The 25133-nt window shown below is 56.9% G+C and carries 21 protein-coding genes; 8 read left to right on the top strand and 13 right to left on the bottom strand.

Annotated features, from left to right (window positions below; all coding sequences use genetic code 11):
• Positions 1-4884, bottom strand: coding sequence for a non-ribosomal peptide synthetase (locus EV586_RS12115; protein WP_132945381.1), 4884 nt, complete (start codon positions 4882-4884; stop codon positions 1-3).
• 189 nt (positions 4885-5073) lie between these two features.
• On the opposite strand from EV586_RS12115, the gene EV586_RS12110 reads away from it, so the two are divergent.
• Positions 5074-6171 (top strand): C39 family peptidase, encoded by a 1098-nt coding sequence (locus EV586_RS12110; RefSeq protein WP_132945380.1) that lies wholly within the window; start codon positions 5074-5076, stop codon positions 6169-6171.
• Positions 6172-6241: 70 nt separating this feature from the next.
• Here the strand turns inward: EV586_RS12110 and EV586_RS12105 are convergent, their stop codons facing one another.
• The gene (locus EV586_RS12105; protein WP_132945379.1) at positions 6242-6439 is read right to left on the bottom strand and encodes a hypothetical protein; all 198 of its coding nucleotides are present in this window, start codon (positions 6437-6439) and stop codon (positions 6242-6244) included.
• A 200-nt stretch (positions 6440-6639) separates the two neighbouring features.
• Between EV586_RS12105 and EV586_RS12100 the strand changes: the two genes are divergently transcribed.
• Both EV586_RS12100 and pdxR read left to right on the top strand, forming a co-directional pair.
• The gene (locus EV586_RS12100) at positions 6640-7707 is read left to right on the top strand and encodes an undecaprenyldiphospho-muramoylpentapeptide beta-N-acetylglucosaminyltransferase (RefSeq protein WP_132945378.1); all 1068 of its coding nucleotides are present in this window, start codon (positions 6640-6642) and stop codon (positions 7705-7707) included.
• A gap of 140 nt (positions 7708-7847) precedes the next feature.
• Positions 7848-9251 (top strand): MocR-like pyridoxine biosynthesis transcription factor PdxR, encoded by a 1404-nt coding sequence (gene pdxR, locus EV586_RS12095; RefSeq protein ID WP_132945377.1) that lies wholly within the window; start codon positions 7848-7850, stop codon positions 9249-9251.
• Between the two features lie 38 nt (positions 9252-9289).
• Here the strand turns inward: pdxR and EV586_RS12090 are convergent, their stop codons facing one another.
• The gene (locus EV586_RS12090) at positions 9290-9985 is read right to left on the bottom strand and encodes an aspartate/glutamate racemase family protein (protein ID WP_132945376.1); all 696 of its coding nucleotides are present in this window, start codon (positions 9983-9985) and stop codon (positions 9290-9292) included.
• Positions 9986-10115: 130 nt separating this feature from the next.
• On the opposite strand from EV586_RS12090, the gene EV586_RS12085 reads away from it, so the two are divergent.
• Positions 10116-10484 carry a YybH family protein gene (locus EV586_RS12085; RefSeq protein WP_132945375.1) on the top strand — a complete coding sequence of 123 codons (369 nt, stop codon included), beginning with the start codon at positions 10116-10118 and terminating at the stop codon, positions 10482-10484.
• A gap of 11 nt (positions 10485-10495) precedes the next feature.
• Here EV586_RS12085 and EV586_RS12080 read toward each other — a convergent pair whose 3' ends face one another.
• From EV586_RS12080 to EV586_RS12070, 3 genes are all read right to left on the bottom strand, one after another.
• Positions 10496-11281 carry an ABC transporter ATP-binding protein gene (locus tag EV586_RS12080; RefSeq protein ID WP_132945374.1) on the bottom strand — a complete coding sequence of 262 codons (786 nt, stop codon included), beginning with the start codon at positions 11279-11281 and terminating at the stop codon, positions 10496-10498.
• The gene (locus EV586_RS12075) at positions 11268-12191 is read right to left on the bottom strand and encodes an ABC transporter permease (protein ID WP_207893894.1); all 924 of its coding nucleotides are present in this window, start codon (positions 12189-12191) and stop codon (positions 11268-11270) included. Before EV586_RS12075 ends, EV586_RS12080 begins: the two co-directional genes overlap by 14 nt.
• A gap of 113 nt (positions 12192-12304) precedes the next feature.
• Positions 12305-13279 carry an ABC transporter substrate-binding protein gene (locus EV586_RS12070; RefSeq protein WP_132945372.1) on the bottom strand — a complete coding sequence of 325 codons (975 nt, stop codon included), beginning with the start codon at positions 13277-13279 and terminating at the stop codon, positions 12305-12307.
• Between the two features lie 225 nt (positions 13280-13504).
• On the opposite strand from EV586_RS12070, the gene EV586_RS12065 reads away from it, so the two are divergent.
• Positions 13505-14692, top strand: coding sequence for a CynX/NimT family MFS transporter (locus EV586_RS12065; protein ID WP_132945371.1), 1188 nt, complete (start codon positions 13505-13507; stop codon positions 14690-14692).
• A 130-nt stretch (positions 14693-14822) separates the two neighbouring features.
• Here the strand turns inward: EV586_RS12065 and EV586_RS12060 are convergent, their stop codons facing one another.
• Positions 14823-15113 (bottom strand): putative quinol monooxygenase, encoded by a 291-nt coding sequence (locus tag EV586_RS12060; protein ID WP_132945370.1) that lies wholly within the window; start codon positions 15111-15113, stop codon positions 14823-14825.
• Between the two features lie 113 nt (positions 15114-15226).
• Between EV586_RS12060 and EV586_RS12055 the strand changes: the two genes are divergently transcribed.
• The gene (locus EV586_RS12055; protein WP_132945369.1) at positions 15227-15580 is read left to right on the top strand and encodes a hypothetical protein; all 354 of its coding nucleotides are present in this window, start codon (positions 15227-15229) and stop codon (positions 15578-15580) included.
• On the opposite strand, the gene EV586_RS12050 is transcribed toward EV586_RS12055, so the two are convergent.
• A complete protein-coding gene (locus tag EV586_RS12050; RefSeq protein WP_132945368.1) occupies positions 15558-16190 on the bottom strand; it encodes a hypothetical protein in 633 nt (210 codons plus the stop codon). The genes EV586_RS12055 and EV586_RS12050 overlap by 23 nt on opposite strands.
• 65 nt (positions 16191-16255) lie before the next feature.
• On the bottom strand, positions 16256-18130 hold the full coding sequence (gene htpG, locus EV586_RS12045; RefSeq protein ID WP_132945367.1) for a molecular chaperone HtpG: 1875 nt from the start codon (positions 18128-18130) through the stop codon (positions 16256-16258).
• 187 nt (positions 18131-18317) lie between these two features.
• Between htpG and EV586_RS12040 the strand changes: the two genes are divergently transcribed.
• Positions 18318-18890, top strand: coding sequence for a TetR/AcrR family transcriptional regulator (locus EV586_RS12040; RefSeq protein ID WP_132945366.1), 573 nt, complete (start codon positions 18318-18320; stop codon positions 18888-18890).
• 80 nt (positions 18891-18970) lie between these two features.
• Positions 18971-21064 (top strand): MMPL family transporter, encoded by a 2094-nt coding sequence (locus EV586_RS12035; RefSeq protein WP_207893893.1) that lies wholly within the window; start codon positions 18971-18973, stop codon positions 21062-21064.
• A gap of 214 nt (positions 21065-21278) precedes the next feature.
• Here the strand turns inward: EV586_RS12035 and EV586_RS12030 are convergent, their stop codons facing one another.
• The 4 genes from EV586_RS12030 to EV586_RS12015 all read right to left on the bottom strand — a co-directional run bounded on the left by EV586_RS12030 (position 21279) and on the right by EV586_RS12015 (position 25061).
• Positions 21279-21596 (bottom strand): YciI family protein, encoded by a 318-nt coding sequence (locus EV586_RS12030; protein ID WP_132945365.1) that lies wholly within the window; start codon positions 21594-21596, stop codon positions 21279-21281.
• Positions 21597-21643: 47 nt separating this feature from the next.
• On the bottom strand, positions 21644-21913 hold the full coding sequence (locus EV586_RS12025) for a hypothetical protein (protein WP_132945364.1): 270 nt from the start codon (positions 21911-21913) through the stop codon (positions 21644-21646).
• Between the two features lie 600 nt (positions 21914-22513).
• Complete coding sequence (locus EV586_RS12020) at positions 22514-23500, bottom strand: zinc-dependent alcohol dehydrogenase family protein (RefSeq protein WP_132945363.1); 987 nt, start codon at positions 23498-23500, stop codon at positions 22514-22516.
• 856 nt (positions 23501-24356) lie between these two features.
• Entirely contained in the window at positions 24357-25061 is a 705-nt protein-coding gene (locus EV586_RS12015; RefSeq protein ID WP_132945362.1) for a restriction endonuclease, read from the bottom strand.
• Between the last annotated feature and the right edge of the window lie 72 nt (positions 25062-25133).

Raw genomic sequence — 25133 nt, 5'->3', positions numbered from 1 at the left:
TTATCCTCTCCTGCCCTTCATCATCTGTTTGCGCCGTGCCAGCATTTCTTTTTGTTTCTCAACGCGGTTCTCGACCTCTTCAAAATCGGGCTGTTCGACCGTCTCCACGGCGAGGAAAGACGCCAGCGTGTGAATCGTCGGGTGGCGGAACAGCTCGACTACGGTCAGCTCTTTGTGCGGGAATTGCGGCACGAGCTGCTTGTGCAATTGCAAGATCAGGAGCGAATCGCCGCCCAGATCGAAGAAATTATCATGAATCCCCACCCGCTCCACGCCGAGTAGCTGTGACCAGATCTCGACCAGTTGCCGCTCGATCTCATTTTGCGGAGCTTGGTCGCCCGCTTCGGCCGTGCTCGGTGCGGCGGTTGGCGCCGGCAGCGCCTTGCGGTCAACTTTGCCGCTCGGGGTCAGCGGGAACTGTTCCACCACGGCAAACGCCGACGGCACCATGTAGTCGGGCAGCTTGGCACGGAGGAATTCGCGCCACTCGGCCGGGCCGCTGGCACTGTCCGGCTGCGGCACCACGTAGGCGGCCAGTCGCTTGCCGCCGCCGGGCAAGTCGGCGCGGGCGGTGACGACCGCCTCCCGTACATCGGCATGCAAGTTGAGCGTCGCTTCGATCTCGCCGAGCTCGATGCGGTGCCCGCGGATCTTGACTTGATGATCGAGGCGGCCGAGGTATTCGATCGTGCCGTCCAGCAGCAACCGCCCGATATCGCCCGTTTTGTACAGCCGTCCATACGGCGAGTTGACAAAACGTTCCGCCGTCAGATCCTCCCGCTGCAGATACCCGTGCGCCACCGACACGCCGCCGATGCAGATCTCGCCGCGCACGCCGATCGGCACCGGCTGCAGGCGGGCGTCGAGCACCAGCGCGCTCGTGTTCGTGATCGCCTTGCCCAGCGAAGGCAGCAGCGTCCACTGTTCGGCCGGACCTTCCAGGCGATGCGACGTGACGACATGCGTTTCGGTCGGACCGTATTGGTTATACAGCAGGCACTCCCGGTGGCGTTTGAAGAATTCGCGCACGACCGGCGTGATCTGCAGCTGCTCGCCTGCCGTCATCACCTCTCGCAGCGCAGGCAGGTGCATGTTTTGCTCCACGCACAGCTCCGCCACGTGCTGCAAAGCGACAAACGGCATGTACATCCGCTCGACCCCTTGCTCTTGCACCAGCTTCGGCAGTTGGGACAGGTCTTTGCGCATCGCCTCCGGGATCAGCACCAGCGTGCCGCCCGCGCAGAGCGTGGCGAAGATCTCCTGTGACGACACGTCAAAATTCAGCGAGGTGAACTGCAGCGTTCTCGCCTGCGGAATGCGTGCGTCCCGCCGCTGCCAGACCGCCAGGTTGGCCAGCGCCCGCCCCGGCATGGCGACCCCTTTGGGGATGCCGGTCGAACCTGAGGTATAGAGGACGTAGGCGAGATGCTCCTGTGTCAGCTGATAGGCCGGATTCTCCGCGCCATACGCTGCCCACTGTGCACGATCGCGCTCCACGTCGATCACGGAGGCAACGGTGGCATCCCAGCCCGCATCGGCGCAGTTGGTCAGCAGGATCGTCAGCTGCGATCCCTGCACCATCAGCTCCAGACGCTCTCTGGGGTAGGCCGGGTCGAGCGGCACATAGCATCCGCCCGCCTTTAAGATCGCCAGCAGCCCCGTGATCATCTCCGGCGAGCGCTCCATCGAGAGCCCGACCGGCATGTTCGGCCCGGCGCCCAGCGCTTGCAAATGCCGGGCCAGACGGTTCGCTTCCTCGTTCAGCTCGCGGTAGGTCATCTCCTGCTCGCCCATCACCAGCGCCAAGCCGTCCGGCGTCTTTGCTGCCTGCTCTTCAAACAGCTCTTGCAACAGCTGCTCGGGCACCGTCTGCGTCTCCGGGGAGGGTGCAACTTCCGCGATCTCCTGCTCCGTCAGCAATCCGATCTCCCCGACCGGCAGATCCGTCCCGGCGGTAATCGCTCCGACGAGCGTCTCAAAATGGCCGATCATCCGGAGCATCGTGGCTTCGTCAAACAGGTCGGTGTTGTACTCCCAGGTGCCAACGAGCTCTCCGTCCGTTTCGGACAACGAGACGAGCAGGTCGAACTTCGCCGTACGCCCTTCCAACTCCAACGGCTCCAGCGTCAGGCCGGGCAAGGCGACTTTTTCCAGATGGGCGTTTTGCAGAACAAACATCGCCTGAAACAGCGGTGACGCGCTCATGTTGCGCGCCGGCTGCAGCTCCTTGACGAGCATCTCAAACGGCACATCCTGATGCGCATACGCGCCCAACGACGTCTGGCGCACTTGCGCGACCAGCTCGGAGAACTTCGGATTGGCCGAGAAGTCGCTGCGCAAGACCAGCGTATTGACGAAGAAGCCGATCATCTCCTCGATTTCTTCCCGGTTGCGCCCGGCGATCGGCGTCCCGACACAGATGTCCTCCTGCCCTGAATAGCGGTGCAAAAGCGCCGTGAATCCGGCGATCAAGGTCATGAACAGCGTCGCCTGCTGCTCTTGACTCCACCGCTTCAGCTCCGCCGTCAACTCCTTCCCGAAACGGAACGGCAGCATCGCCCCCGCATAGGTCTGTACCTGCGGACGCGGACGGTCGGTCGGCAATTCCAGCAGCGGCAGTTCTCCGCCAAGCTGTTTCTTCCAATATAACAACTGCTCTTCCAGCACTTCGCCGGACAGCCATTCCCGTTGCCAGGCGGCAAAGTCGGCGTACTGCAGCGCCCGCTCCGGCAACTGCTCACCGCTGTACAAAGCGGTCAGCTCGCGAATGAACACGCCGACCGACCAGCCGTCAAACACGATGTGGTGGAAGTTGAGCATCAAAATATGCTCTGCTTCGTTCAGCTTCAGCAAGGAACAGCGCACCAGCGGCCCCTTCTGCAGATCGAACGCCGTCTCCGCTTCCGCCTGCACCCGTTGCCTCCACTCCTGCTCCCGCGCCACAGCTTCCAACCCGCTCAGATCGGTCACAGCAAGCGGCATCGCCCCCTCCGGCGCGATCACCTGCACCGGGCCGAACGCCGCTTCGGCAAACGTCGTGCGCAGCGCTTCATGCCGTCTGATGATCTCCGCCAGACTCTCTTCCAGTGCGGCCACGTCGAGCGATCCGGCGAGCCGCACCGCGTATGGCATGTTATACGCCGACTTCTCCGTCAAGATCTGATGAAGCACATACAAACGCTGCTGAGCAAACGACAAGGCCAACTCCCCGTCCCGCGACACCGGCACCAGCGACGCGCTGCCGCCGTCCGCACTGCCCGCCGTCTGCAGCATCTTCTCCACCTTTGCCGCCACCTCGGCTGCCGTCGGCGTCTCAAACAGTACATCGAGCGGGACGGAAACGCCAAACGCCGTGCGAATCCGCGACATCGCCTGCGCTCCGAGCAGCGAATGCCCGCCGAGCGCAAAGAAATCGTCATGGGCGCCGACGCGCTCCACCCGCAGCACCCCGGCGAAAATCCCGGCGACCAGCTCTTCGGCCGGCGTGCGCGGCGCCACGTATTCCTGTGGAGCATTCCCGTCCCGCTTCCACTCGTGCCGCACCAGCCCGATCGGAACCGCTTCACCAGGCAGTTCCTGCCACCAGCTCTGCGGATCTTCTGCCGCGCCGTACAGCAGCGTCAACAGATGCCCGGCCATCTTTTCCACCGTCTCGCGCTTGAACAGGTCGGTGCTGTATTCCAGCATGCACAACAGTTGCTCAGGCGTCTCTGTCACGTCGAGCAGCAGGTCGAATTTGGCATAGTCGCGCGGCAGTTCCAGCTCTGTCGCCGCCACTCCCGGCAGCTCCAGCAGCGGCCCCGATGCCGTCTGCAGCGAAAACATCACCTGAAACAGCGGCGAGAGGCCCAGCGACCGCTCCGGCTGCAGCTCTTCGACGAGCTTTTCGAACGGCATTTCCTGGTGCGCGTAGGCGGCCAGCGCCGCTTTTTTCACGCCCTGCAGCAGATCGGCAAACGTTGCCGCTTCCGGCAGCACGGTGCGCAGCACGATCGAGTTGGCAAACAGCCCGACCGTCCCTTCCACCTCTTCCAAGATTCGCCCGGCGACAGGCGTTCCGACCAGCACATCGCGGACCTCCGCATAGCGGGCCAGCAGCACGTTAAACGCGGTCAGGAGCGTCATGAACAGCGTCGCCCCTTCGCTCAGCGCCACCCCGCGCAGCTTTTGCGTCAGATCGGGAGGGAGAACGAACGGCACCGTGCCGCCTCGACCGCTGCTCTTGGCCGGACGCGGATGATCGGTCGGCAGCGGCAGGACAAACGGATGCCCCGCCAGCGTCTGCTTCCAGAAGGCCAGTTGCTCCGCATAGTCCTCGCTGTCCAGCCATTCCCCTTGGTAGTGCGCGAAGTCAGCATACTGCACCTCCGGCTCCGCAAGCGGCGAGTCGACGCCAAGCGAATAGGCCGAATATAGCGCCGACAGCTCACGGGCGATCACTCCGTTCGACCAGCCGTCCGAGACGAGATGGTGCAGCACAAACAGGAGCACATGCTCCTCCGGCGCCAATCGGTACAAGGTGACGCGCAGCGGCAGGTCTTCCGCCAGCGCAAACGGGCGCACGCATTCTGCCAAGATCAGCTCTTGCACGCGAACCATGCGCTCCGGCCCGGACAGCTCCTGCACATCCTGCACGATCAGTGGCAGCTCCGCCGCTTCGCGCACGATCTGCATCGGCTGCCCGTCCGTCTCCCGAAACGTCGTGCGCAGCGTTTCATGCCGCCGCACGATCTCCTGCAGAGCGCGCTGCATGGCCCCGGCATCCAAAGCGCCTGTCAAATGCAGCGCAAACGGCATATGATACGCCGCATTCCCCGGCGAGAGTTGATCGAGGAACCAGAGCCTGCGCTGAGCGAACGATGCGGGAAATGCATAGAGAGTCATGTTTGAGATCGTCCCTTCAATATGATTTCATTAAGACAATCGATTTTATCTGTTAACTATATTCGTTATTAAGCCAGATAACCCTTGTGAGAACTCAGACGCATTTTGTGCAATGTGAAATAGAGGAATATCGACATTAAACATCTAATATATGGAAAAGTGTGTGTGAGAAAAAAGGGGAGAAGATTGATGCGGCACAAGCGATATGCCTATTTGACACTAGTCTTGGCAGCGGCGATCACCATCCTGCCTGCTCCCGCAGCGGAGGCAGCCTCCAAGCGGATCTCGGGCGTTCCGGTCTTCGGACAATATCCGGAGCTTCCGGCCGGCTGCGAAGCGGCAGCCGTCACGATGATCATGAACTGGGCGGGCGCAAACGTTACCAAATCGGACGTGGCGGCCGCCATCCCGCGCCAGCCGCTGTTGTGGCGCACCGACGGGCTGGTATACGGCGGCGATCCGCATGAAGGATTTGTCGGCAATCCGTTCGAAAAAGAGGGCAGCTTTGGCGTCTTTGCCAAACCGATGGTCAAAGTGGTCGACCGCTACCTGCCCGGCCGCGGGGTCGATCTCAGCGGCAAAAAGTTCGAAGACCTCCTGCGCGTCGTCGACAGCGGCCAGCCCGTAGCGGCGTGGGTGACGAACTACCTGGAGGAGCCGACGATCAACGCGTCTTGGCGCACCCGCTACGGCCGCACGATCACCTGGCGCTCTCCGGAGCATGTGATGACGATCATCGGTTACAACGATGCGGAGATCATCGTCAACGACCCGGCCAACGGCACGGTGCGCACCTATGCGCGCGACCGCTTCCGCTACGTCTGGGAAACGATGGGCCGCCATGCGTTGACCGTCTCCAACAAACCGCAGGCGAAATTCTCCGTCTACCAATATAAGACGTTGCTCCAAGAGTTCCCGACCTATGAAGCAGGCCTTGCGTACGCCAAAATGTGGGACCATACCAAAGTGATCGAAAAAAGCACCGGCGAGACGAAATGGGACAACTACCCGAGCTACGTTTCGCAAAACAACCGCTACGTCAACAGCTTCAAGTCCCAGACCGGCGCCATCGGCTATGCCAAAAAATATGCGAAAACGAAAGTCATCGACGTCAGCACCAGCCAAGTCGTTTGGAACAACTGGCCGAAACACGTCTACCAAGGCAACCGTCTGCTCAAAACCTACGAGTGGTACGATGTTGAAGCGGCCATCGCATACGGCAAGCTCTACGCCAACTCCCGCGTCGTCGACAGCGCGACGAATGCGGTGCTGTGGAAGTTCCAGTAAGTGCAGAGCTGCCGTCTGCCAACAGCAAGAGCCCCCGTCATCTGGCGGGGGCTTTGTGCTGTAGCTTGCGTTAACGCACGACGACAACGCCGCGGGAGACTTGCACCGTGCGGACGAAGACGAAGGAGCGGCGACGGCGACGGCGGCGGCGGGAACGGACGCGAATGATGATGACGCCGTCACGGATGATGACGACACGGCCGCGGATGCGGCGCCCGCCGAACGTTTCCAGATCCACGTCACGGCCAACGAACCGAGAGAAATTCATGCTGCTTGCACCTCACTTTCCGTCAGTCTGCTTTATCCTATGCTCGTCCCGCAGCGCCTGAAGAAGGCTCCTGCCGATTTTTCCGGCAGGGCACCGCCCGTTTACTCGAACCGGACGGCACAATAATTCTTGGGTTCGCCACCGGGATTGTTCTGCGCTATAATGGCTGATACATACATGTAGTTTGAGGTGAATGAGTCATGAAAAAGCTCGTCTTGACTGGCGGAGGCTCGGCCGGGCATGTCACCGGGAACATCGCCCTCTTGCCGAAGCTGAAGCAAGCCGGCTGGGCCATTGAATACATCGGCTCCCACGATGGGATCGAAAAGGAGATCATCGCCGAAACCGGCCTGCCCTACCACGGCATCGCCGTCGGCAAGCTCCGCCGCTACTTCGATTTAAAGAATTTCAAAGACCCGTTTCGCGTCCTGCAAGGCACCTGGCAGGCCTACCGCCTGCTGCGTCGGATCAAGCCCAAGGCCGTTTTTTCCAAAGGGGGATTCGTCGCCGTGCCGGTCGTCGTCGCGGCGTGGTTGAACCGCATTCCCGTGATCGTCCACGAGTCCGACCTGACGCCGGGGCTCGCCAACAAGCTCTCCGTGCCGTTTGCCAGCAAAGTCTGCGTCACCTTCCCGGAGACGCTCCAGCACCTCGACCCGCAAAAGGCGGTGCACACCGGCTCGCCGATCCGCCATGAGATCCTCGAAGGAAATGCCGAGCGGGGAAGATCGTTCTGCGGCTTCACACCAAGCAAGCCGGTCATCCTCGCGATGGGCGGGTCGCTCGGCTCGGTCAAGATCAACGACGCCTTGCGCGCCAATCTCGACAGTTTGCTCCAACGCTTCCAGATCGTGCACCTCTGCGGCAAAGGCAACCTCGACCCGGCGCTGGAAGGGCGCAGCGGCTACCGTCAATTCGAATACGTCAGCGGCGAGCTGCCCGACCTGTTTGCGATGACCGACCTGTGCATCTCGCGGGCCGGCTCCAACGCCATCTATGAATTCCTGGCGCTGAAGAAGCCGCATCTGCTGATCCCGCTGTCCCGTGCCGCTTCCCGCGGCGACCAGATCCTGAACGCCCGCTCCTTCGAAAAGCAAGGCTACAGCCACGTGCTGTTCGAAGAAGACTTGACGGCCGAGAGCCTGCTCTCTGCCGTCAATGAGACGTACGACAACCAAGATCAGCACATCGCCGCGATGAACCGGAGCACCACCGGCCAGGCCGTCGAGATCATTTTTAACCTGATTCAACAAACTGCAAAAAAGTAAGCAAAAGGCCCTCTGGCGCAGGTGAGGGCCTTTTCTTACATCTGGCACCACTTTTCCGGACAATTGGCTCTTTTCATTTCGCAGACAATTCTCTATAAAGGAGAGAAGAAGTGCTATCCGGATGGGGGAAGGGGATCAGTATGCCGCGCAAAACACTCTATCAAACAGTCTATCAGCGCCTGCGCTATGCAATTCTGAGCGGGGACTTTCCCCTTGGCAGCCGCTTGCCGCCGGAGCGAAAATTGGCCGAAGAGTGGTCCGTTTCACGCAACACGATCGTCCATGCCTACGCCGATCTGGAATCGGAAGGCTTGATCTATTCCCGCGTCGGCAGCGGTCGCTACGTGCAGCCGCTGCCGCCGTCCGCCTTGCCGCCGTTCAGCTGGCGCGACCGGCTGAGCGGTGTGGACAACCTCTCCGCTCCGTCCCTGATGACCGAGCTGAACTCGATGGTCGGCGCGCGCGCCCCGCTGAACTTCGCCTTTGGCGAAGGGGGCAATCACACGCGCTTGAAGGCGAAGTTTGCCCAAGGCATCGACCCGCTGCACATTTTGGAGACGAGCGATGCCGACTACCTGTTCCCGGTGCAGGGCCATCTCGAGCTGCGCAAATGGATCGCCGAGTGGATGGGCTGCGAGCAGGTCGCTTCGCCCGCACAGGTGATGATCACAAGCGGCTCGCAGGAAGCTTTGCAAATGACCACGTCGATTCTGGCCAGCCCCGGCGATTCGATCGCGGTGGAGATGCCGACCTATTTCGGCGCCTTGCACCTCTTCCAAGCGCTCGGCCTGCACCTGATCCCGATCCCGGTAGATGGCGACGGCATGCGCGTCGACGTGCTGGAAGGCATCCTGTCCCGCACCCGCCCGCGCTTCATCTACACCGTGCCCACGTTCCACAACCCGACCGGCACGATCCTGTCGATGGAGCGCCGCAGGCAGCTCTTGGCGCTCAGCGAGAAACACGGCATCCCGATCGTCGAGGATGACGCCTACCGCCACCTGCATTTCGAGCAGGAGCCGCCGCCGCCTTTGAAAGCGCTGGACCGCAGCGGCAACGTGGTCTACATCAACACCTTTTCCAAAGTGCTGTTCCCCGGCCTGCGCCTCGGCTGGGTGGCGGCGAACCGCCCGTTCATGGAGCGTCTGACCCGTTTTAAAGAACTGTCGATCTCCACGAACACGTTCGTCCAGCACGCCTTGTGGTCGTATCTGCAGCAAGGGTCGTTTCGCACGCACCTTGAAGAAGCGCGCCGCCACTATCAGCGTCAGGCGGACGTGATGGGCAGGCACCTGAGCAATCTGGTCGCCAAAGGGGTCTCCTACGCGACGCCGGGCGGCGGTTTTTACTACTGGGTCTCCCTGCCCGAGCAGGTCAGCCCCAAAGAGCTGTTGCAAAAAGCGGTGCAGCAAAATGTCGTCTTCGCGACGGGCGATCTGTTCCTGCCCCGTGAGACGGAGCAGCCGTACATCCGGCTCTGTTACAGCCACGAAACGGAAGACGGAATCGAGCAGGGCATGCAGATTCTCGCTTCGCTCCTATAACAAAGACCGATGCCTTCGGGCATCGGTCTTTTCTGATCTTAGTTGCTAAGCGCCATCTCCACCGCTTTTTTCGCATGCAGGTAGGTGGTGTCAAACAGCGGCACGCAGGCGTCCTCTTCCTGCACCAGCAGGGGGATCTCCGTACAGCCCAAAATAATGCCTTCCACCCCCTGCTCCTCGGTCAAACGCGCCATGATCTCGCAGTAGCGCCGGCGGGAATGCTCCAGCACCTGCCCTTGGCAGAGCTCATCGAAAATGATGTCATGCACGTCCTGCCGTTCCACGGTGCCCGGCACGATCACTTCCACGCCGTGCTCTTGCAGGCGCTCGCGGTAGAAGTCCTGCTCCATCGTATAGCGCGTGCCGAGCAGCGCAGCCTTCTGGACGCCTTTCGCGCGCAACGCTTCCGCCGTGACATCGGCGATGTGCACGAGCGGAATGTTCAGCCCGGACTGAATCTCCGGCGCCAGCGTGTGCATCGTGTTCGTGCAGATCAGCAAGAGCTCCGCCCCGCTCGCTTCCAACTTGCGGGCCGCATCGAGCAGCATGTCGGCCGCCTTTTGCCACTCACCCGCCTTCTGGTAAGCGACGATCTCTTCAAAATTAAAGCTGTGCAGGATCACCTTCGCCGAATGCAGTCCGCCTAACTCGTCGCGCACCAGCCGGTTGAGCAACTGATAATACACCGCTGTCGACTCCCAGCTCATTCCGCCTAACAATCCGATCGTTTTCATACTTGTACCCCCGTTTTTTCTTTCACTATACCGAGGCGGACGAGCTGACAAAAGAGCCAATCGGAGGCGTGAAAAAAGCCAGAACATCAGGTACAATAAAATAATAATTGAACCTTGGAGGTTTTATTGAATGGATTTTCATCAAGCGTTACAACACCACCTGAATACTATGACTGAAAAAGATCTGGCCGCTTTTCTGGCGACGGTGCACCCGGAGAACATCTCGCTGATCCTGCCGAACGGCAAGCTGATCGACAGCCGGGCGGAATTTGAAACGTTTCACCAGAACTGGTTCTCCGACCCGGACTGGTCGATGCACACTGAGCTGATCAAGACTTCTGTCACCGCCGAGTCGGGCGTCGCACTGCTCAAAGTGCTGTACAACGACCTCGATCCGCAAGGCCAGCCCTATGAGAAGCGCTACTACCTCTCGCTCGTCTTCGAGAAGGTGAACGGCAACTGGCTGCTGGTGCACGACCAGAACACGTTTGAGAACTGATCGCCGCCGTTTTACCCCAGCGCCACCCGGTCGCTAACGCCTTTCAGACGCTCGAATTCGGCGAGCAGATCGGGGATGGTCAGCTGCGCTTTCTGCTCCTGCGGGACGTCGAGGATGATCTGTCCGCCGTCCATCATCAGCAGCCGGTTGCCCAGATCGAGCGCCTGCTGCATGTTGTGCGTGACCATCAGCGTGGTCAGTTGGCGGCGGGCCACGATCTCCCGCGTCAGATCGGTCACCACCTGCGCCCGCGCCGGGTCGAGCGCGGCGGTGTGTTCGTCGAGCAGGAGCACTTTCGGGTCGGTGAACGACGCCATCAACAGGCTGAGCGCTTGGCGTTCACCGCCGGACAAGAGCCCCGCTTTGGCGGTCAGGCGGTGTTCCAAGCCGAGGTTGAGATCGGCGAGCAGCTCGCGAAACTGCTCTTGGCGCGCTTTGCTCACCCCGATGCGCAGCGTGCGGCGCTCGTTACGGGACCAGGCGATGGCCAGATTTTCTGCGATCGTCAGCGACGGCGAGGTGCCGGCCATCGGGTCTTGGAACACCCGCCCGATCATTTTTGCCCGGAGATGCTCCGGCAGGTGCGTCGCCGCTTGACCGTCGATTTCGATCGTCCCTTCATCCGGTGTGAGCACGCCGGAGATCATGTTCATCAGCGTCGACTTCCCCGCGCCGTTGCTGCCGATGATCGTGACAAAATCGCCGGGTGCCAAGGCGAGATCGAGGCGGTCGAGAGCGATTTTTTCATCCGGGGACCCCGGGTTGAAGACTTTGCGGATGCCGTTAAGCTTTAACATGCGGCTCACCTCCGGTGATGCGGCGCGATTTGCGCGCTTTTGCTTTCCAAGCCTGCAACGTTTTCGGCGAGACCAGCGCCGCGATGACGATCAAGGCGGTGATCAGCTTGAGGTCGGACGGATTGACGCCGGCGCGCAGCGCGAACGCGACGATCAGGCGGTAGAGAATCGCTCCGCCGATCACGGCCAGCGTGGCGCGGGCGATGGTGGAGCGGCCAAACACCGCTTCGCCGATGATCACCGAGGCCAGCCCGATCACGATCATCCCGATCCCCATCGACACGTCGGCAAACCCTTGATATTGCGCCATCCACGCCCCGGCCAGCGCGACCAGCCCGTTCGCCAAGGCCAGCCCCAGCACTTTTGCCCCGTCCGTATTGGCGCCAAAGGAGCGGATCATCCGCTCGTTGTCCCCGGTCGCCCGCAGCATCAGCCCCGTCTCGGTGCGCAAGAACCAGTCCAGCGCCGCTTTCACAACCACGACACCAACCGCCAGCACCGCAGCCAGCGCGAAATCTCCGAGCCACGTTTCCAGCGAGCCGTTGATTTTCGTGACAAGCGTTTCCTCATTCAACAGCGGCACGTTGGCCCGCCCCATGATCCGCAGGTTGACCGAGTACAGCGCGATCATCGTGAGAATGCCGGCCAGCAGCGCATTGATTTTGCCTTTCGTATGCAAGAGCCCCGTGACGCTTCCGGCCAAAGCGCCGACCAGTACCGCCGCGATGGTGGCGAGCACAGGATGGACTCCCGCCGCCAATAGCGTCGCCGCCGTAGCCCCGCCCGCCGTAAAACTGCCGTCCACCGTCAGATCGGGGAAGTCGAGGATGCGGAACGTCACATACACACCAAGCGCCAAAAATGCAAAGATAAGTCCAGATTCCATCGATCCCAGCAGTGCGAATCCCATCATCACAACCCCTTTTCTTTGTCCTTAATTTGTCATTCCGAATCCAAATTTTCCAAGTATAGTTCCCATAATCAACTTCTTACTCGACTTCTTACTCGTTTTCATCCTAGTGATTACTTCGTCTTCCCAATCAGTTCCGCATCCTTTTTCATCTCTTCCGTCAGCGTGACCCCTTGCATCGCGGCGCCCCTCTCATTGATCCCGAGCCTCAGCTCTTGAGGGAGTCCGACCGGCAGCTGGCTTGGCTGCTTGCCGTTTTTCAGCATCTCCACCGCCATCTCGCCCGTCTGGTAGCCGAGCTGGAAATAGTCCATCATCAGCCCGGCAAACGCGCCGCGCTGCAAAGACTCCGACTCCGCGACATACAACGGCAGCTTGTTTTCATTGGCGACCTTCACCACCGCTTCCAGCGCCGAGACGACCGTATTGTCCTTGGGCACATACAGCACTTCGCAGCGCCCGACCAGCGAGTCGGCCGCCTGCTTCACCTCCGACGAGTTCGAGACGCTGGCCAGCACCGCGCTCAGACCGGCGCGCTCCAGTTCCCCCTTCATGCTTTTCATCGAGACGACCGCATTCTGCTCCCCGGAGTTGTAGAGGATACCGACCTGCTTCACCTGCGGGAAGAACTGCTTCAGGTGTTGAACCAGCTTTTTCGCCGCTTCCGGATGCGTGTCCGACGTCCCGGTCACATTTTTGTGCGGCGCCTCCAGGCTTTTCACCAGCTTCGCCCCGACCGGGTCGGTGACGGCGGTGAACAGCACAGGCGTATCCTTGATCGCCATCGCAGCCGCCTGCGCGCTCGGCGTGGAGATCGCAAAGACCAGATCTTCTCCCTCCATCGCAAACTTCTGGGCGATCATCGCGTTGTTCGACAGATCGCCTTGGGCGTTCTGCACATCCAGCTCCAGATTCACGCCCTCCTCATACCCCGCATCCTTCAGCGCCGCCACAAATCCCTCGCGCGCCGCATCCAGCGACGGATGCTCCACCAACTGCGAGATTCCGATCTTCACCTCGCCATCCCCCGCGCCGCACCCGGTCAACATCGTCAACCCCAGCGCCGCCACAGCAAACTTTTTCCACACAATCGATCCCTCCTGCCACTGTCGCACTTCACCACATAAAAGCACATATGCATAAAAGCGTTGAAGTGATCGTATTGGAAAACCCCTAATCTGTCAACCGATAAATTAAATAGGCGAAATAGTTTAAGTTGTCAGAAAAACGGGCTTAGTATCTCACCATGATCTTCCCATCTGGAACAATCAGCAAGCATATGATACGTTTAGTCAAAGAAAAAGGAGGTACTCATGGATTCGAACGCTACGATACAGAAAAACAGCATGCTGCTGCTCTTCGGCATCATCCTGATCGCCTCCAACCTGCGCGGCGCGATCACGGCGGTCGGACCGCTGGTCGGGGAGATTCGCATCGATACCGGGCTGTCCAACACGTTTGCCGGGATGCTGACCACGCTGCCTCTGCTCGCCTTTGCGGCGATCTCGCCGTTGGCTCCGAAGATCGCCCGTCGCTTCGGCACGGAAAATACACTGTTTGGCGGCCTGCTCCTGCTCGCCGCCGGCATCTTGCTGCGCTCGGCTCCGTCGGCTGGCGCGTTGATCGGCGGGACGATGCTGATCGGCTTTGCGATCGCCGTCGGGAACGTGCTGCTGCCAAGCCTGATCAAGCGGGACTATGCGCACCGCGTGGGCAAGATCACCGGTCTTTATACCCTCGCCATGTGCGGGTTTGCTTCGCTTGGCTCCGGTCTTAGCGTGCCTCTGTCGGAGGGCCTCGGTCTGGGCTGGCAATTGTCCTTGATGAGTTGGGCGCTGCTCGCCGTGCTCGGCATCCTGCTCTGGTATCCACAAGTGCGCCCGCTTCCGGTCAGCACCGAACGGGAGCAAGCTGCGGAACAGGTCAACCGCTCGCTTTGGAAATCACCGCTCGCCTGGCAGGTGACCTTGTTCATGGGGCTGCAGTCGTTCGGCTTTTTCGCTGCCGTCTCCTGGCTGCCTGAACTGCTGCACAGCCGAGGTCTCTCCCCGGCAGCGGCCGGGTGGATGGTGTCCTTCATGCAGATCATCGGCCTGCCCGCCACGTTTTTCGTCCCGGTGCTGGCCGGACGCCGACCCAGCCAGCGGCGGCTCGTGCTCGCTTTGGCCTCCGTCTTTTTTATCGGCTATGCAGGGCTCTTTTGGGAATCTGCAACGTTTGTCTGGCTCTGGGTGCTGCTGCTCGGGATCGGCCAAGGCGGCTCCATCTCGCTGGCCCTGACCTTCCTCGCCCTGCGCGCCCAAACTCCGCGCGCTGCCGCCGAACTGTCCGGAATGTCGCAGTCGCTCGGCTACCTGCTCGCCGCCAGCGGCCCGTTCCTCTTTGGCTGGCTGCACGATCTGACCGGAGGCTGGACCGCCTCTCTGCTCGTGCTGGTGCTCTCCAACGTCGGCCTGCTCGCCGCCGGTCTCGGAGCCGGACGCGACAAAAAAGTCTCCTAATTCCGCACAAAAACCCGACCTTCCACAAGGAAAGTCGGGTTTCTCTCATCACATCCGCATTGCCTACCGAACCCACTCCACCACATCGTCCATCGCCTGCCACAAGAACCAGCCTCCTTGAGCAAGCTTATTATTTCTCCACAGCCTCAAACAGCTCCACCCGCGTCTGCTCGGTCAACAGCTCCGGCACGTTGGTGATGAAGTTTTGAAAATGGTCCGTCCCGTTGTGAAAATCGACAGCCGCCTGATCCTTCCACTTTTCCACGATGACAAACGAGTTCGGATTGCCCGCTTCTTCAAACAACTGGTACGCCTGGTTGCCTTCTTCCGCCTGCGAGCCGGCGACGATCCCTTTCGCCAGCTCAAGATAATCTTCGCGACGCTCCGGTTTGACTTTGACATATGCATGAATGATGATCACGTTCAGCTCCACCTTTCGTAAGTTCCCGCTTTATTATTTTGCGCCAACTGGTAAACATATGCAACCGCCCGTGGTACGATAGTAAGCATCATCACCGAAGGAGTTGACGCCTTTTGAAAAACAATCTGATCCTGCTCGTGGCAGGCATCGTCCTCTTTCTGCTCAACGAATCCCTGCTCAAGCCCGCCACCGACAATGCCTTCATCCACGGTCATCTCAACGATGTTCTGATCATCTGGGTCTTCATTCCGTTTTTAAACGTGCTGCTCTCCTTGTATCCGAAACGCAATCTGCGCTTCGAGACGTTGATTTCCTGCTTCATTTTGACCTTGCTGGTCGGCATCACCTGGGAGTACCTGATCCCGCTCTTCACGTCCAACGGCACGAGCGACCCGGTCGACATGCTGATGTACATCATCGGCGGCGTGACGTTCTGGGGGATGCTCAAGATGATGAACGATGCGTAAGATACGCCTCTTCAAAGCTCTGATACACAATCTCAAAAAATGATTCGCTCTCCGCCTTGTCGATCGCCCGCTTGAAATAAGCGGCGATCTCATGGCTGGGCACCTGTCCCGTCAGCAGGATCGGCATCGAGAACTTCCAGGCGCGCACCAGCCCCGGCTTCTGACGATGCGGGTGCCGCAAGACCCGGCGTCCCACCCGCAAAGCATGTTCATTGCCGGTCATCCTCCCCTGATGCTGCGCTTCCACATCATAGCCCCAGAGGTTGCCGAACAGCATCGCGCATTCCTCGCATGAAAGCGGTCCCCCGCCCGGTTCCTGACCGCAAGCGGTGCAGGTGACAAACGTCAGCGCCGCGTCGACGACCGTCCACGGATGCAGATCCAGTTCCGCAACAACCTTCTCGGCCAGTTGCCGCTCCTCCGCTTGCCCCGCCCGAATGCCTTCCTTGTTCAGCAGCGCTTCCCAATCTTTTAGCCAAATCGCTTCAACCGCCCGATAGCAGTCCGGACAAGCGTGATAATTCCGCCCCTGCGGCAACGAGCAGCTGGGACAGGACACGACCCGGAGCGGTCTTGGGTGCAGTCTGCCACCGATCGGCCTGTGGTTCATGAGACTCCCTCCCGATACAGGAAATGCAAACAGCACCCGCAACGGGGTGCTGTGCTTGTTGACGATTATACCATAATTTTGCAGATGCCGTTCGTGAACTCCACCGGGTCCTCCACTTGCAAGCCTTCGATCAGCAAGGCTTGGTTGTAAAGCAGGGCGGTATACAGGTTGAGCTTCTCTTTGTCGTTTTCAAACGCCGCCTGCAGCGACTGGAACACATCGTGCTGCGGGTTGATCTCCAGCACTTTGTTCGCTTTCACGCCGGAGCTGTTCGGCATCGCGTTGAGAACTTTTTCCATCTCGATCGTCACTTCGCCTTCGGTGGACAGACAGACAGGGTGCGATTTCAGGCGTTTGGAGGCGCGCACGTCAGACACCTTGCCGGACAGCTGCTCCTTCATGTAGTCGAACAGGTCTTTGTGCTCCAGCTGCTCTTCCTCCGACTGCGTCTCCTCCGCTTCGATGCCGAGGTCGCCGCTGGAGACGTTCTTGAACCACTTCTCCTTGTAGTTGCGCAGCGATTTGATCGCGAACTCGTCGATGTCGTCGGTGAAGTAGAGCAGTTCGTAGCCTTTGTCGAGCACCACTTCCGCCTGCGGCGACTTTTCGATGCGCTCGATCGATTCGCCTGTCGCGTAGTAGATGTATGTTTGTTCCTCCGGCATTCTCGACACGTATTCATCCAAGGTCACGAGCTGCTTGTCTTTCGAGGAGTAGAACAGCAGCAGGTCTTGCAGCGTGTCCTTCTGCGCCCCAAAATCGCTGTACGCGCCGAATTTCAGCTGGCGGCCGAACGACTTGAAGAACTTCTCGTAGTTCTCCCGCTCGTTGTTCAACATGCTCTGCAGGTTGCTCTTGATCTTGCTGGCGATGTTTTTCGCGATCAGCTTCAACTGGCGGTCATGCTGCAGCATTTCACGGGAAATGTTCAGCGACAGGGAGTCCGAATCGACCATCCCTTTGACAAAGCTGAAGTGGTCGGGCAGCAGGTCGGAGCATTTGTTCATGATCAGGACGCCGTTCGAATACAGCTCCAGCCCTTTTTCAAATTCCTTCGAATAGTAGTCGTACGGCACGTTTTCCGGGATGAAGAGGATCGACTGGTAGGTCACCGCGCCTTCCACGCTGAGGTGGACGTGCTTCAGCGGCTTGTCCCAGCCGTAGCGCTTCTCGTTGTAGAACGCCTCGTAATCTTCCGTCGTCAGCTCGTTTTTGTTCTTGCGCCAGATCGGCACCATCGAGTTGACCACTTGTTCCTCTGCAAAATCTTCAAACTCGGTGTCGCTGCCTTCGACGGGACGCTTGCCCGAGAAATCCATCTTGATCGGGTAGCGAATGAAGTCGGAATACTTCTTGATCAGCGCCTTCACGCGGTATTGGTCGAGGAACTCATCGTAGTTCTCGTCTTCCGTGTTGTCCTTGATCTTCAGCACGATCTCCGTGCCGACCTCGTCCTGCGCAGCCGGTTCGATCGTGTAACCTTCCGTGCCGGTTGAAACCCACTTGTACGCTTGATCGCTGCCGAGCGCGCGGCTGGTCACGATCACTTCATCGGCGACCATAAACGCGGAGTAGAAACCAACGCCAAACTGCCCGATCAGATCATGGCCGTCTTTCGCTTCGTGCTCCTGTTTGAACGCCAGCGATCCGCTTTTCGCGATGACGCCGAGGTTGTTCTCCAGATCTTCTGCCGTCATACCCACGCCGGTGTCGCGGATGGTCAGCGTGCGGTTCTCCTTATCCGGAGTGATTTTGATGAAATAGCTGTCGTTATCGAAGACCAACGACGAGTCGGTTAACGCTTTATAGTAGATCTTATCAATTGCATCGCTCGCGTTGGAGATCAACTCGCGGAGAAAGATCTCCTTTTGCGTGTAGATGGAGTTGATCATCATTTCCAGCAGTCGTTTGGATTCGGCTTGAAATTGCTTTTTTTCCATGTCCATTCTCCCCTTCGAATCGTGAACGTTCTCCACTTGTTAGCACTCTTACATGTCGAGTGCCAGTAATTTTTTTATAACATCTTACCCTTTTTATGTCAATATCGAGAACGCACAGAGATTGTTGTTAATTCCCGCAAAACTCCCTATGATACCAGTAGAGAGTTTTTTCAACGGAGGTGCGCCAGTGGCACGGGAAAGAAAGTTTACGACAGAGCAATTATTCGAAGAAGTGCGAGACCAGCTGCTCACACATGGCTACGAGAGCCTGACCTTTGGGACTTTGGCTGAAAAACTCGAAGTCTCACGCGGCACGCTGTACAAATACTATGAGAACAAGGAAGATCTCATCTCCGACTACATGACGTACGAAGTCGACAAAGTCCTCGACCAGTTCCGCCAGATTCCCGAGCAAGACGGGTTTGCGGCGCAGTTTGACTATCTGATCGATGTGATCTTCCAACATAGCATGATCCATCAAATCATGAGCCGCGTCCATCAGATGCCCCGTGAAGCCACCCCAAAAGCGACGGAGAACCAGCAAAAGATCGACGAATTCCATCGCAGCTTATATCAAATGCTGCACGGATTTCTCCAACTGGGCCGCCAAGAACGGTTGTTGAACACCAATCTGCCGGACGGTCTGATCCTCGGCATGATCTTTCAGACGATCAACATCCCCAATCATTTTGGCATTCCGCATGAGGACTGGATTCGCTCGATCAAAGAGATGCTCTGCCACGGAATGCTCACCAAATAATAATTGACACTTGTGTCACCTTTGCACATAATGAGGGTGACACAAGTGTCATTTTTATTTTTAGAAAGGTGGAACGGACCGTGAAGACCGTCCTTCGCAAGATTACCGACTATACAAGCACCCGAAAAGGCATGTGGACCACCCTCTCCCTCTGGCTGGTCATCACGATGCTCTTGGCCGTCTTTGTGCCAGGTGCCAAAGAATTTGAAGTTTCCAATGTTGATTCCCTGCCCAAAGACGCCCCTTCGGTCATCGCCCAGATGAAACTGGATGAGCAGTTCCAAGGCAGCGACGAGATCCCCGCCTTGCTCGTGTTTCAAGCGAAAGCAGGGGAACTGCAGACAGCCGACGTCTCCGCAGTGCTCGACGACATTCGCGCGAAACAGATCGCAGGCCTGCAGTCGATCATCTCCTTCGCCGAATTGCCGCCGCAAGCGGCTGCCGGCTTTTTCTCGGAAGACAAAACGACCGCCGTCGTGCCGATCACGTTCGACTCGGAGCTGGAAAACAGCGAGTTGCGCGACCGGCTCGAACAGGTGCACGCGGTGGCCGAGCAATCGACCGGCGTGACCACCTACATTACCGGCCCGGCCGGCATCGCCGTCGACACGCTGGACCTGTTCTCGCGCGCCGACATCGTGCTGCTGCTCTCGACGGTCGGACTGATCCTGGTGCTGCTGATCGTCATCTACCGCTCGCCGCTCCTCGCCCTGATTCCGCTGGTCGCTGCGGCGTTTGTGTATGAAGTCGTCAACCAGCTGCTCGGGCTGTGGGGACTGGCCGGACTGGAGATCGCCTCCCAGTCCTCCTCGATCATGTCGATCCTGCTCTTTGCGGCGATCACCGACTACTCGCTGTTCGTGTTGTCTCGTTTCCGCGAAGAACTGAAACATCACGACAGCAAATTCGACGCGATGAAGTTCGCGATGCGCGAAACCGGTCTCCCGGTCTTCTTCTCCGGCGGCACCGTGCTGATCGCCATGCTCGTGCTGTTCTTCGCCGAATTTGGCGACTACCGCAACTTCGCCCCGATCTTCGGGACGGCGATGTTCGTGATCATGATCGCCTCGGTCACCTTGGTGCCCGCCCTGTTCACCCTGTTCGGCCGCAAATCGTTCTGGCCGAAAGTCCCGAAAATGGGCGATGAGCTGATCACCCGCAACTCCTTCTGGAGCAAAGCCGGCCGCTTTGTCACGAAAAAGCCGCTGCTCTCCGCGCTGTCGATCCTGCTCCTGCTGGTGTTGTCCGCCTCCAATCTGTTCAATCTGAACTACGAGTTCGACACGATGAAATCGTTCCCGGCCGACATGCAGTCCCGCGTCGGCTACGAAATCCTCGAAGCCAAATTCGAAAAAGGCGACCTGGCGCCGACAACCGTGCTGTTCCAGTCGGACGCGAAGCTGTCGCAAGCCGATCAAGACAAACTGCGCGACCTCCTGGCCGACCAGCCCTTGGTCAACTCCGTCCGCGCAGGCGGGGTCACCGAAGACGGCCAGGCGGTGAAATACAGCCTCACCTTCGACGAAAGCCCGTATGCGGAAGAAACGATGGATGCCCTGGAGCAGATGCGCGATGATGCGTCCGCGCTGGTCGAGCAAAGCGGCTTAAACGGCTCCTTGTATTTCGCAGGTGAAACGGCAACCCAAGTCGACGACCGCACTACCAATAACCGCGACCTGATCGTGATCGTGCTGCTGGAGACCGTGCTGATCTTCGGGATGCTGATCTTTATCACCCGTTCGCTGAAAGTTCCGCTCCTGATGATGGGCACGATCCTGCTGTCCTTCCTGTCGGCGCTCGGACTTGGCATGTTCCTGACCGATCTCATCTTCGACATCGACGCGGTCAGCAACCGCGTGCCGCTCTACTCCTTCGTGTTCCTCGTGGCGCTTGGGATCGACTATAATATCATCCTGATCTCCCGCTACATGGAAGAGCGCCGCAAACATTCGGTCAAAACGGCGATCGAAATCGCCGTCTCCACCACCGGCGGCGTCATCTCCTCCGCCGGCTTCCTGCTCGCGGCGACGTTCGCCGTCCTGATGACGATGCCGATCCAACTCTTGTTCGTGTTCGGCTTTATCGTGGCGATCGGGATTCTGCTCGACACGTTCCTGATCCGCGGGATCTTGATGCCTGCTTTGCTCGTATTGTTTGAAAAAGAGAAATCGTGATGTGCCGACCACCCTGTCTTTTCAAAGGGTGGTCTTTTTATGTCAATATATAGGGTAATAGGAGGTGTTGAAGATTGGCGAACTTTTTCATTAAGGAAGAAGACATGCGCAATCTCGACGTTTCCACCGTCTTTTCGAACTGGGATTGTTGTTTATCCACAAAAAAAAGCCCCGCTCATAGCGGGGCTTTCGTGCGGCAAGCGATACCACCCGGTCAGATTCCACCGTACTCGCGCAAAATGCGTGCGAGTTCCGCGTCCGGGTGATCCGGACTGGCGCCGAGCAGCATGGCAATCTGTTTTCGTGCCACTTTCGACTCTTTACCGGGATCGCCTTTGTATTCATTACGCATGGCCAGCTCTTCTCGCAGCTCCGAGTTACGTCCGTCAGCAGCCGTCCCCTTGCCGACCATGGCAAACTCGCCATCGTCCTTTAACGCATCTTGGAACGAAAGCACACCGGCTCTGATCTTTTCCAAGGTCATGACGCTGGTGAGCGACATCGATTTGTGCCGGGCGGGTTCTACCAACATCCAGATAGCATCCTTCGTGAATCTTTACAATTTGGTTAATTGCCATTTTAGATACACTCATTAGTAGGGGTCACCCAAATCCTATAAACAGCAGATTCAGGCGTGTCAAACTCAATCTGAGTATGGACTTCAAATCTGGGTATTGGGGTGTTTGAACGTACCAGTTCAAACACCAATGTATAAGCGATTTTTTCATCGGAAGTGATATACCCGTTGTAAAGATTTCCAATTTCATTATATATGACTTGATATGCCCATTCATGCGATTCGCGAAGCGTATCGAAAGACATCCCATCTTGGTGCCATTGGATAGTCATACACACCTCCTTGTAATATTTTACAAATATCATAAATAATATAAATTTTCAAGTAACAAGGTGGACACCGTACAGATCTTCCCTACTCGTAAGTTCATATACTCTCTAAGTATGCAAACGCGGATTGTGGTAATCACAAATTGTCCGATGAGCAGCCCGCTCAGCTTGCTTCAATCAACTTAAAAACGCCACCGACGTCTGTCAACGACGTTTCTACTTCGATGCCTTACAAGGGGAGTTGCTGCAGATTATCGATCGTATCAAACAAATATATTCCAATCACCGCTAGTACAATTGTTAACACCGTAGTCCAAACAAAAATAACAACCAGCCCCGAATCACCCGTGGCTGGCTGCTGTTAATAAATAATCTTCCAAGGGTTTATCACAGGCGGGAATTGGAGGCACGAATCGAACGATCCCCTGTTCAATCCGCGACCACTGTATCGCCGGAAGCTGTGCACATCTCCAATCATTAATCGATGACTTATTTATCCCAGCTCCATTACCCCATGTTCTGCAAATCGCTTGTTTAGTTCCTCAATCAAGAAATTACGAGCCTCTAGCGTAATACAAATATGGGGTCCTCGGAAATTCCCCGTCACTTGAATAAGGAAGGTGCAAAGAGCACTTTCCCCTTCAGACCATGGTATTCAGCAGATTGGATCGCTTTTTTATACTCTGATAAACCGAAGCGTTCTCTTGCGGTCTGGATTATCAGTTTTTTCTCCTTGAGCAAGTTAGATATGTCATCAAATGTTTTATGCCACTGAAGATCGGAAGCTCCTTCGATCCATCGTCTAAGCCAATACGGTTTCACGGTGATGTTGGATTTTTTGGCCCAATCGATCTGGATGCCAGACAAGAGACCAATGCTTAATACTGTTCCGTTTACACGTATACACTCAATTAGTTCGTTCCCATCTTGCCCACCAATGCTATCAATACCTGCCGTTGCCCCCACCCCATCTGTCAATTCTTTGACCCTATTGACAAGTGATTCTTTAGACGTATTAATCACAGCCCAAGCACCTAGCGATTGCAGTTCCTGGGTATGGATATCATTTCTAACTGCTGCAATCAACTTGTATCCAAACACCTTTGAAAACTGTGCAAAAATACGTCCAATCGCAGACCCGCAAGCATTTACAATCAGCACGTCATCAGATTTCAGCCGTAATTCTTCTGTACAAATAAGCCATGCCGTTACAGGGTTAATGTACATTTGGCTTGCTGTTTCGTCATCGATTTCATCGGGAACGCGGATCGCATAATTGGCTTTCGTTTTCACGTACTGTTGCCAAGTTCCCTCACCTCGTAAAGGCAGAACCCGTTTGCCTAGGAGGGTGGTGGGGACGGATGAACCGATTCCCTCAACAACCCCAACCCCTTCGTATCCTGGTATCGCTGGCAATTGGATTCGATGTTTATAGGCACCTCGAATCGGAATTAGGTCAGAAGGATTGATTGGACTAAGCAGCATTCGAACCCTTATTTCGTCGGGATGAAGTGGCACATCCACTCGTTGCTCTAATTCCAAGACTTCAAGAGGATGTCCAAACTGCTTATACCGTAAAGAACTTAACATCTTTACACCTCACTACTCACTATATTATGTAGTCGCTCTGTTTTCACGATAGAGAAATTGAGAGGCTTTCTCATTATCATTGCTGGAGAAATTTTCGCTAGCTTGTCGTATGCTAGATGCAAACAAACAACAGAAAGCAGGAGGACATTATAGGGCCGCCACCCTCCGTCTTCCTGCTCCAAATGCATGTTCAGAATAAAAGAATCTATAGAATTTGTCCAACCTCAGTCCGCTCGGTGCAGCCCGCACGTTTTCAATCCGCGATAAAGATTTCCGATGCCTTGTCAAAGTCGCTGCCTACCCAATCCTTACGATCTCTCAAACGTGCGTCAAACGACGCCTTTGCCATATCAAAAAGTCTACCTATTAGCATGTTCGAACGCCCAGACTGTGGGCTATGCCAAAACGCGAGACTGTATGTAGAAGATGTTGATTTGGCCGGAGTGCGTGGAAATCGTACCCACCCAGCCTACACCATAGGCCGCACTCGGTTTTGAAGACCGGGAGAGACACCAGTACTCCATCTGCTTGGGAAATGCATTGATATATCAATGTTTTTGAGACTACACACACGGTCTCGGACTAAGAACACACTAGGTCTTTTCCGTAACTCACTTGTATCCAGTATAGTATAACCGATGGGAATATCAACTCATTGCTGCGACCTACCAGTACGGCGATCAACCCGAACGGATTGAAGTGCTAAAGCATCACAGTACAAAAACCGTCCCCTTCGCAGGTTCAGCTTTTGGTCACTTAGCAACGGCTGAACAGCAATATATTGAAACAGTCACATGTCAGGTTGGTAGTCACCCAAGTTTTTATTGATAACTTGAGAAAGGGGGGGAGATTTCTTTTAGATTGACGTGGTATGTCGACAATTCGGAAAACGGGAGCAGCCGTAAAATGACACGCCTTGCTTGTTTTTGCGGATCACCATCGAATGACCGCACTTACAAATGACTTCGCGCGTAGTGGCTGCCTCGTTGCGCACAGCTCTTTGCTTCTGTTTCGTCGGATTATACTTTCCCCATGTAGCCAACTTCAGTTCTAAAAGTCCACCGTGCCAGTATTCCATATGGAACTGCTCCGCCTCTTTCTTAGCAGGCTCAGTTAAATCCGATGTGGTGATAAGAAGAGTGAGTACACAATTGTGATTTCGTTTCGCTCCAACAAATTCACGCACCTTTTGTACAGGTACCTTATTATGATCAGAATGCCGTTTCGCCTGAACAGCAGTCCGCTCCCCTCTTCGATCCACCAGCACCAAATCAACTCCGCCGTCCTTCCCGCCCACTCCGGTTTCCTCAACCTTGTACCCTTGATCTCGGAAATAAAGCGCGAGCAGCCGTTCAAACTCGAATCCTGAAAGCTCCTGCAGCGATGTTTGAAGAATGACCACATCCGGGCGAATTTCAGTTGATGGCGCAGGCGGAGTTGTATTGACCCTAGGTGCAGATCGGCGTTTGCCTGACTTCGCTTTTTGTCTTCTCTTTTTTGTTGCACGTTCAAGCCAGATAGAAAGTAATATCGAACCACCGATGACAAACCAAAATGACATGACAATCCCCCTTAACTAATGATGTTATTCATTTACATTTTCGACTAATCGATTAGTTTTCCTGTTCATTTA

Origin of the sequence: Tumebacillus sp. BK434, from assembly GCF_004340785.1 — a bacterium.
Taxonomy (GTDB): Bacteria; Bacillota; Bacilli; order Tumebacillales; family Tumebacillaceae; genus Tumebacillus_A.
The sequence above is the reverse complement of the archived record's forward strand: the minus strand, read 5'-3'. Positions and strand labels throughout refer to the sequence as shown.

Excerpts from the sequence above, each read along its gene's own strand:
- EV586_RS12050 (WP_132945368.1), bottom strand. The coding sequence starts at position 16,190 with ATGAACCACAGGCCGATCGGTGGCAGACTGCACCCAAGACCGCTCCGG.
- EV586_RS12075 (WP_207893894.1), bottom strand. The coding sequence starts at position 12,191 with ATGGGATTCGCACTGCTGGGATCGATGGAATCTGGACTTATCTTTGCA.
- EV586_RS12115 (WP_132945381.1), bottom strand. The coding sequence starts at position 4,884 with ATGACTCTCTATGCATTTCCCGCATCGTTCGCTCAGCGCAGGCTCTGG.
- EV586_RS12015 (WP_132945362.1), bottom strand. The coding sequence starts at position 25,061 with ATGTCATTTTGGTTTGTCATCGGTGGTTCGATATTACTTTCTATCTGG.
- EV586_RS12080 (WP_132945374.1), bottom strand. The coding sequence starts at position 11,281 with ATGTTAAAGCTTAACGGCATCCGCAAAGTCTTCAACCCGGGGTCCCCG.
- pdxR (WP_132945377.1), top strand. The coding sequence starts at position 7,848 with ATGCCGCGCAAAACACTCTATCAAACAGTCTATCAGCGCCTGCGCTAT.
- EV586_RS12090 (WP_132945376.1), bottom strand. The coding sequence starts at position 9,985 with ATGAAAACGATCGGATTGTTAGGCGGAATGAGCTGGGAGTCGACAGCG.
- EV586_RS12110 (WP_132945380.1), top strand. The coding sequence starts at position 5,074 with ATGCGGCACAAGCGATATGCCTATTTGACACTAGTCTTGGCAGCGGCG.
- htpG (WP_132945367.1), bottom strand. The coding sequence starts at position 18,130 with ATGGAAAAAAAGCAATTTCAAGCCGAATCCAAACGACTGCTGGAAATG.
- EV586_RS12100 (WP_132945378.1), top strand. The coding sequence starts at position 6,640 with ATGAAAAAGCTCGTCTTGACTGGCGGAGGCTCGGCCGGGCATGTCACC.
- EV586_RS12065 (WP_132945371.1), top strand. The coding sequence starts at position 13,505 with ATGGATTCGAACGCTACGATACAGAAAAACAGCATGCTGCTGCTCTTC.
- EV586_RS12085 (WP_132945375.1), top strand. The coding sequence starts at position 10,116 with ATGGATTTTCATCAAGCGTTACAACACCACCTGAATACTATGACTGAA.
- EV586_RS12105 (WP_132945379.1), bottom strand. The coding sequence starts at position 6,439 with ATGAATTTCTCTCGGTTCGTTGGCCGTGACGTGGATCTGGAAACGTTC.
- EV586_RS12025 (WP_132945364.1), bottom strand. The coding sequence starts at position 21,913 with ATGACTATCCAATGGCACCAAGATGGGATGTCTTTCGATACGCTTCGC.
- EV586_RS12030 (WP_132945365.1), bottom strand. The coding sequence starts at position 21,596 with ATGTTGGTAGAACCCGCCCGGCACAAATCGATGTCGCTCACCAGCGTC.
- EV586_RS12020 (WP_132945363.1), bottom strand. The coding sequence starts at position 23,500 with ATGTTAAGTTCTTTACGGTATAAGCAGTTTGGACATCCTCTTGAAGTC.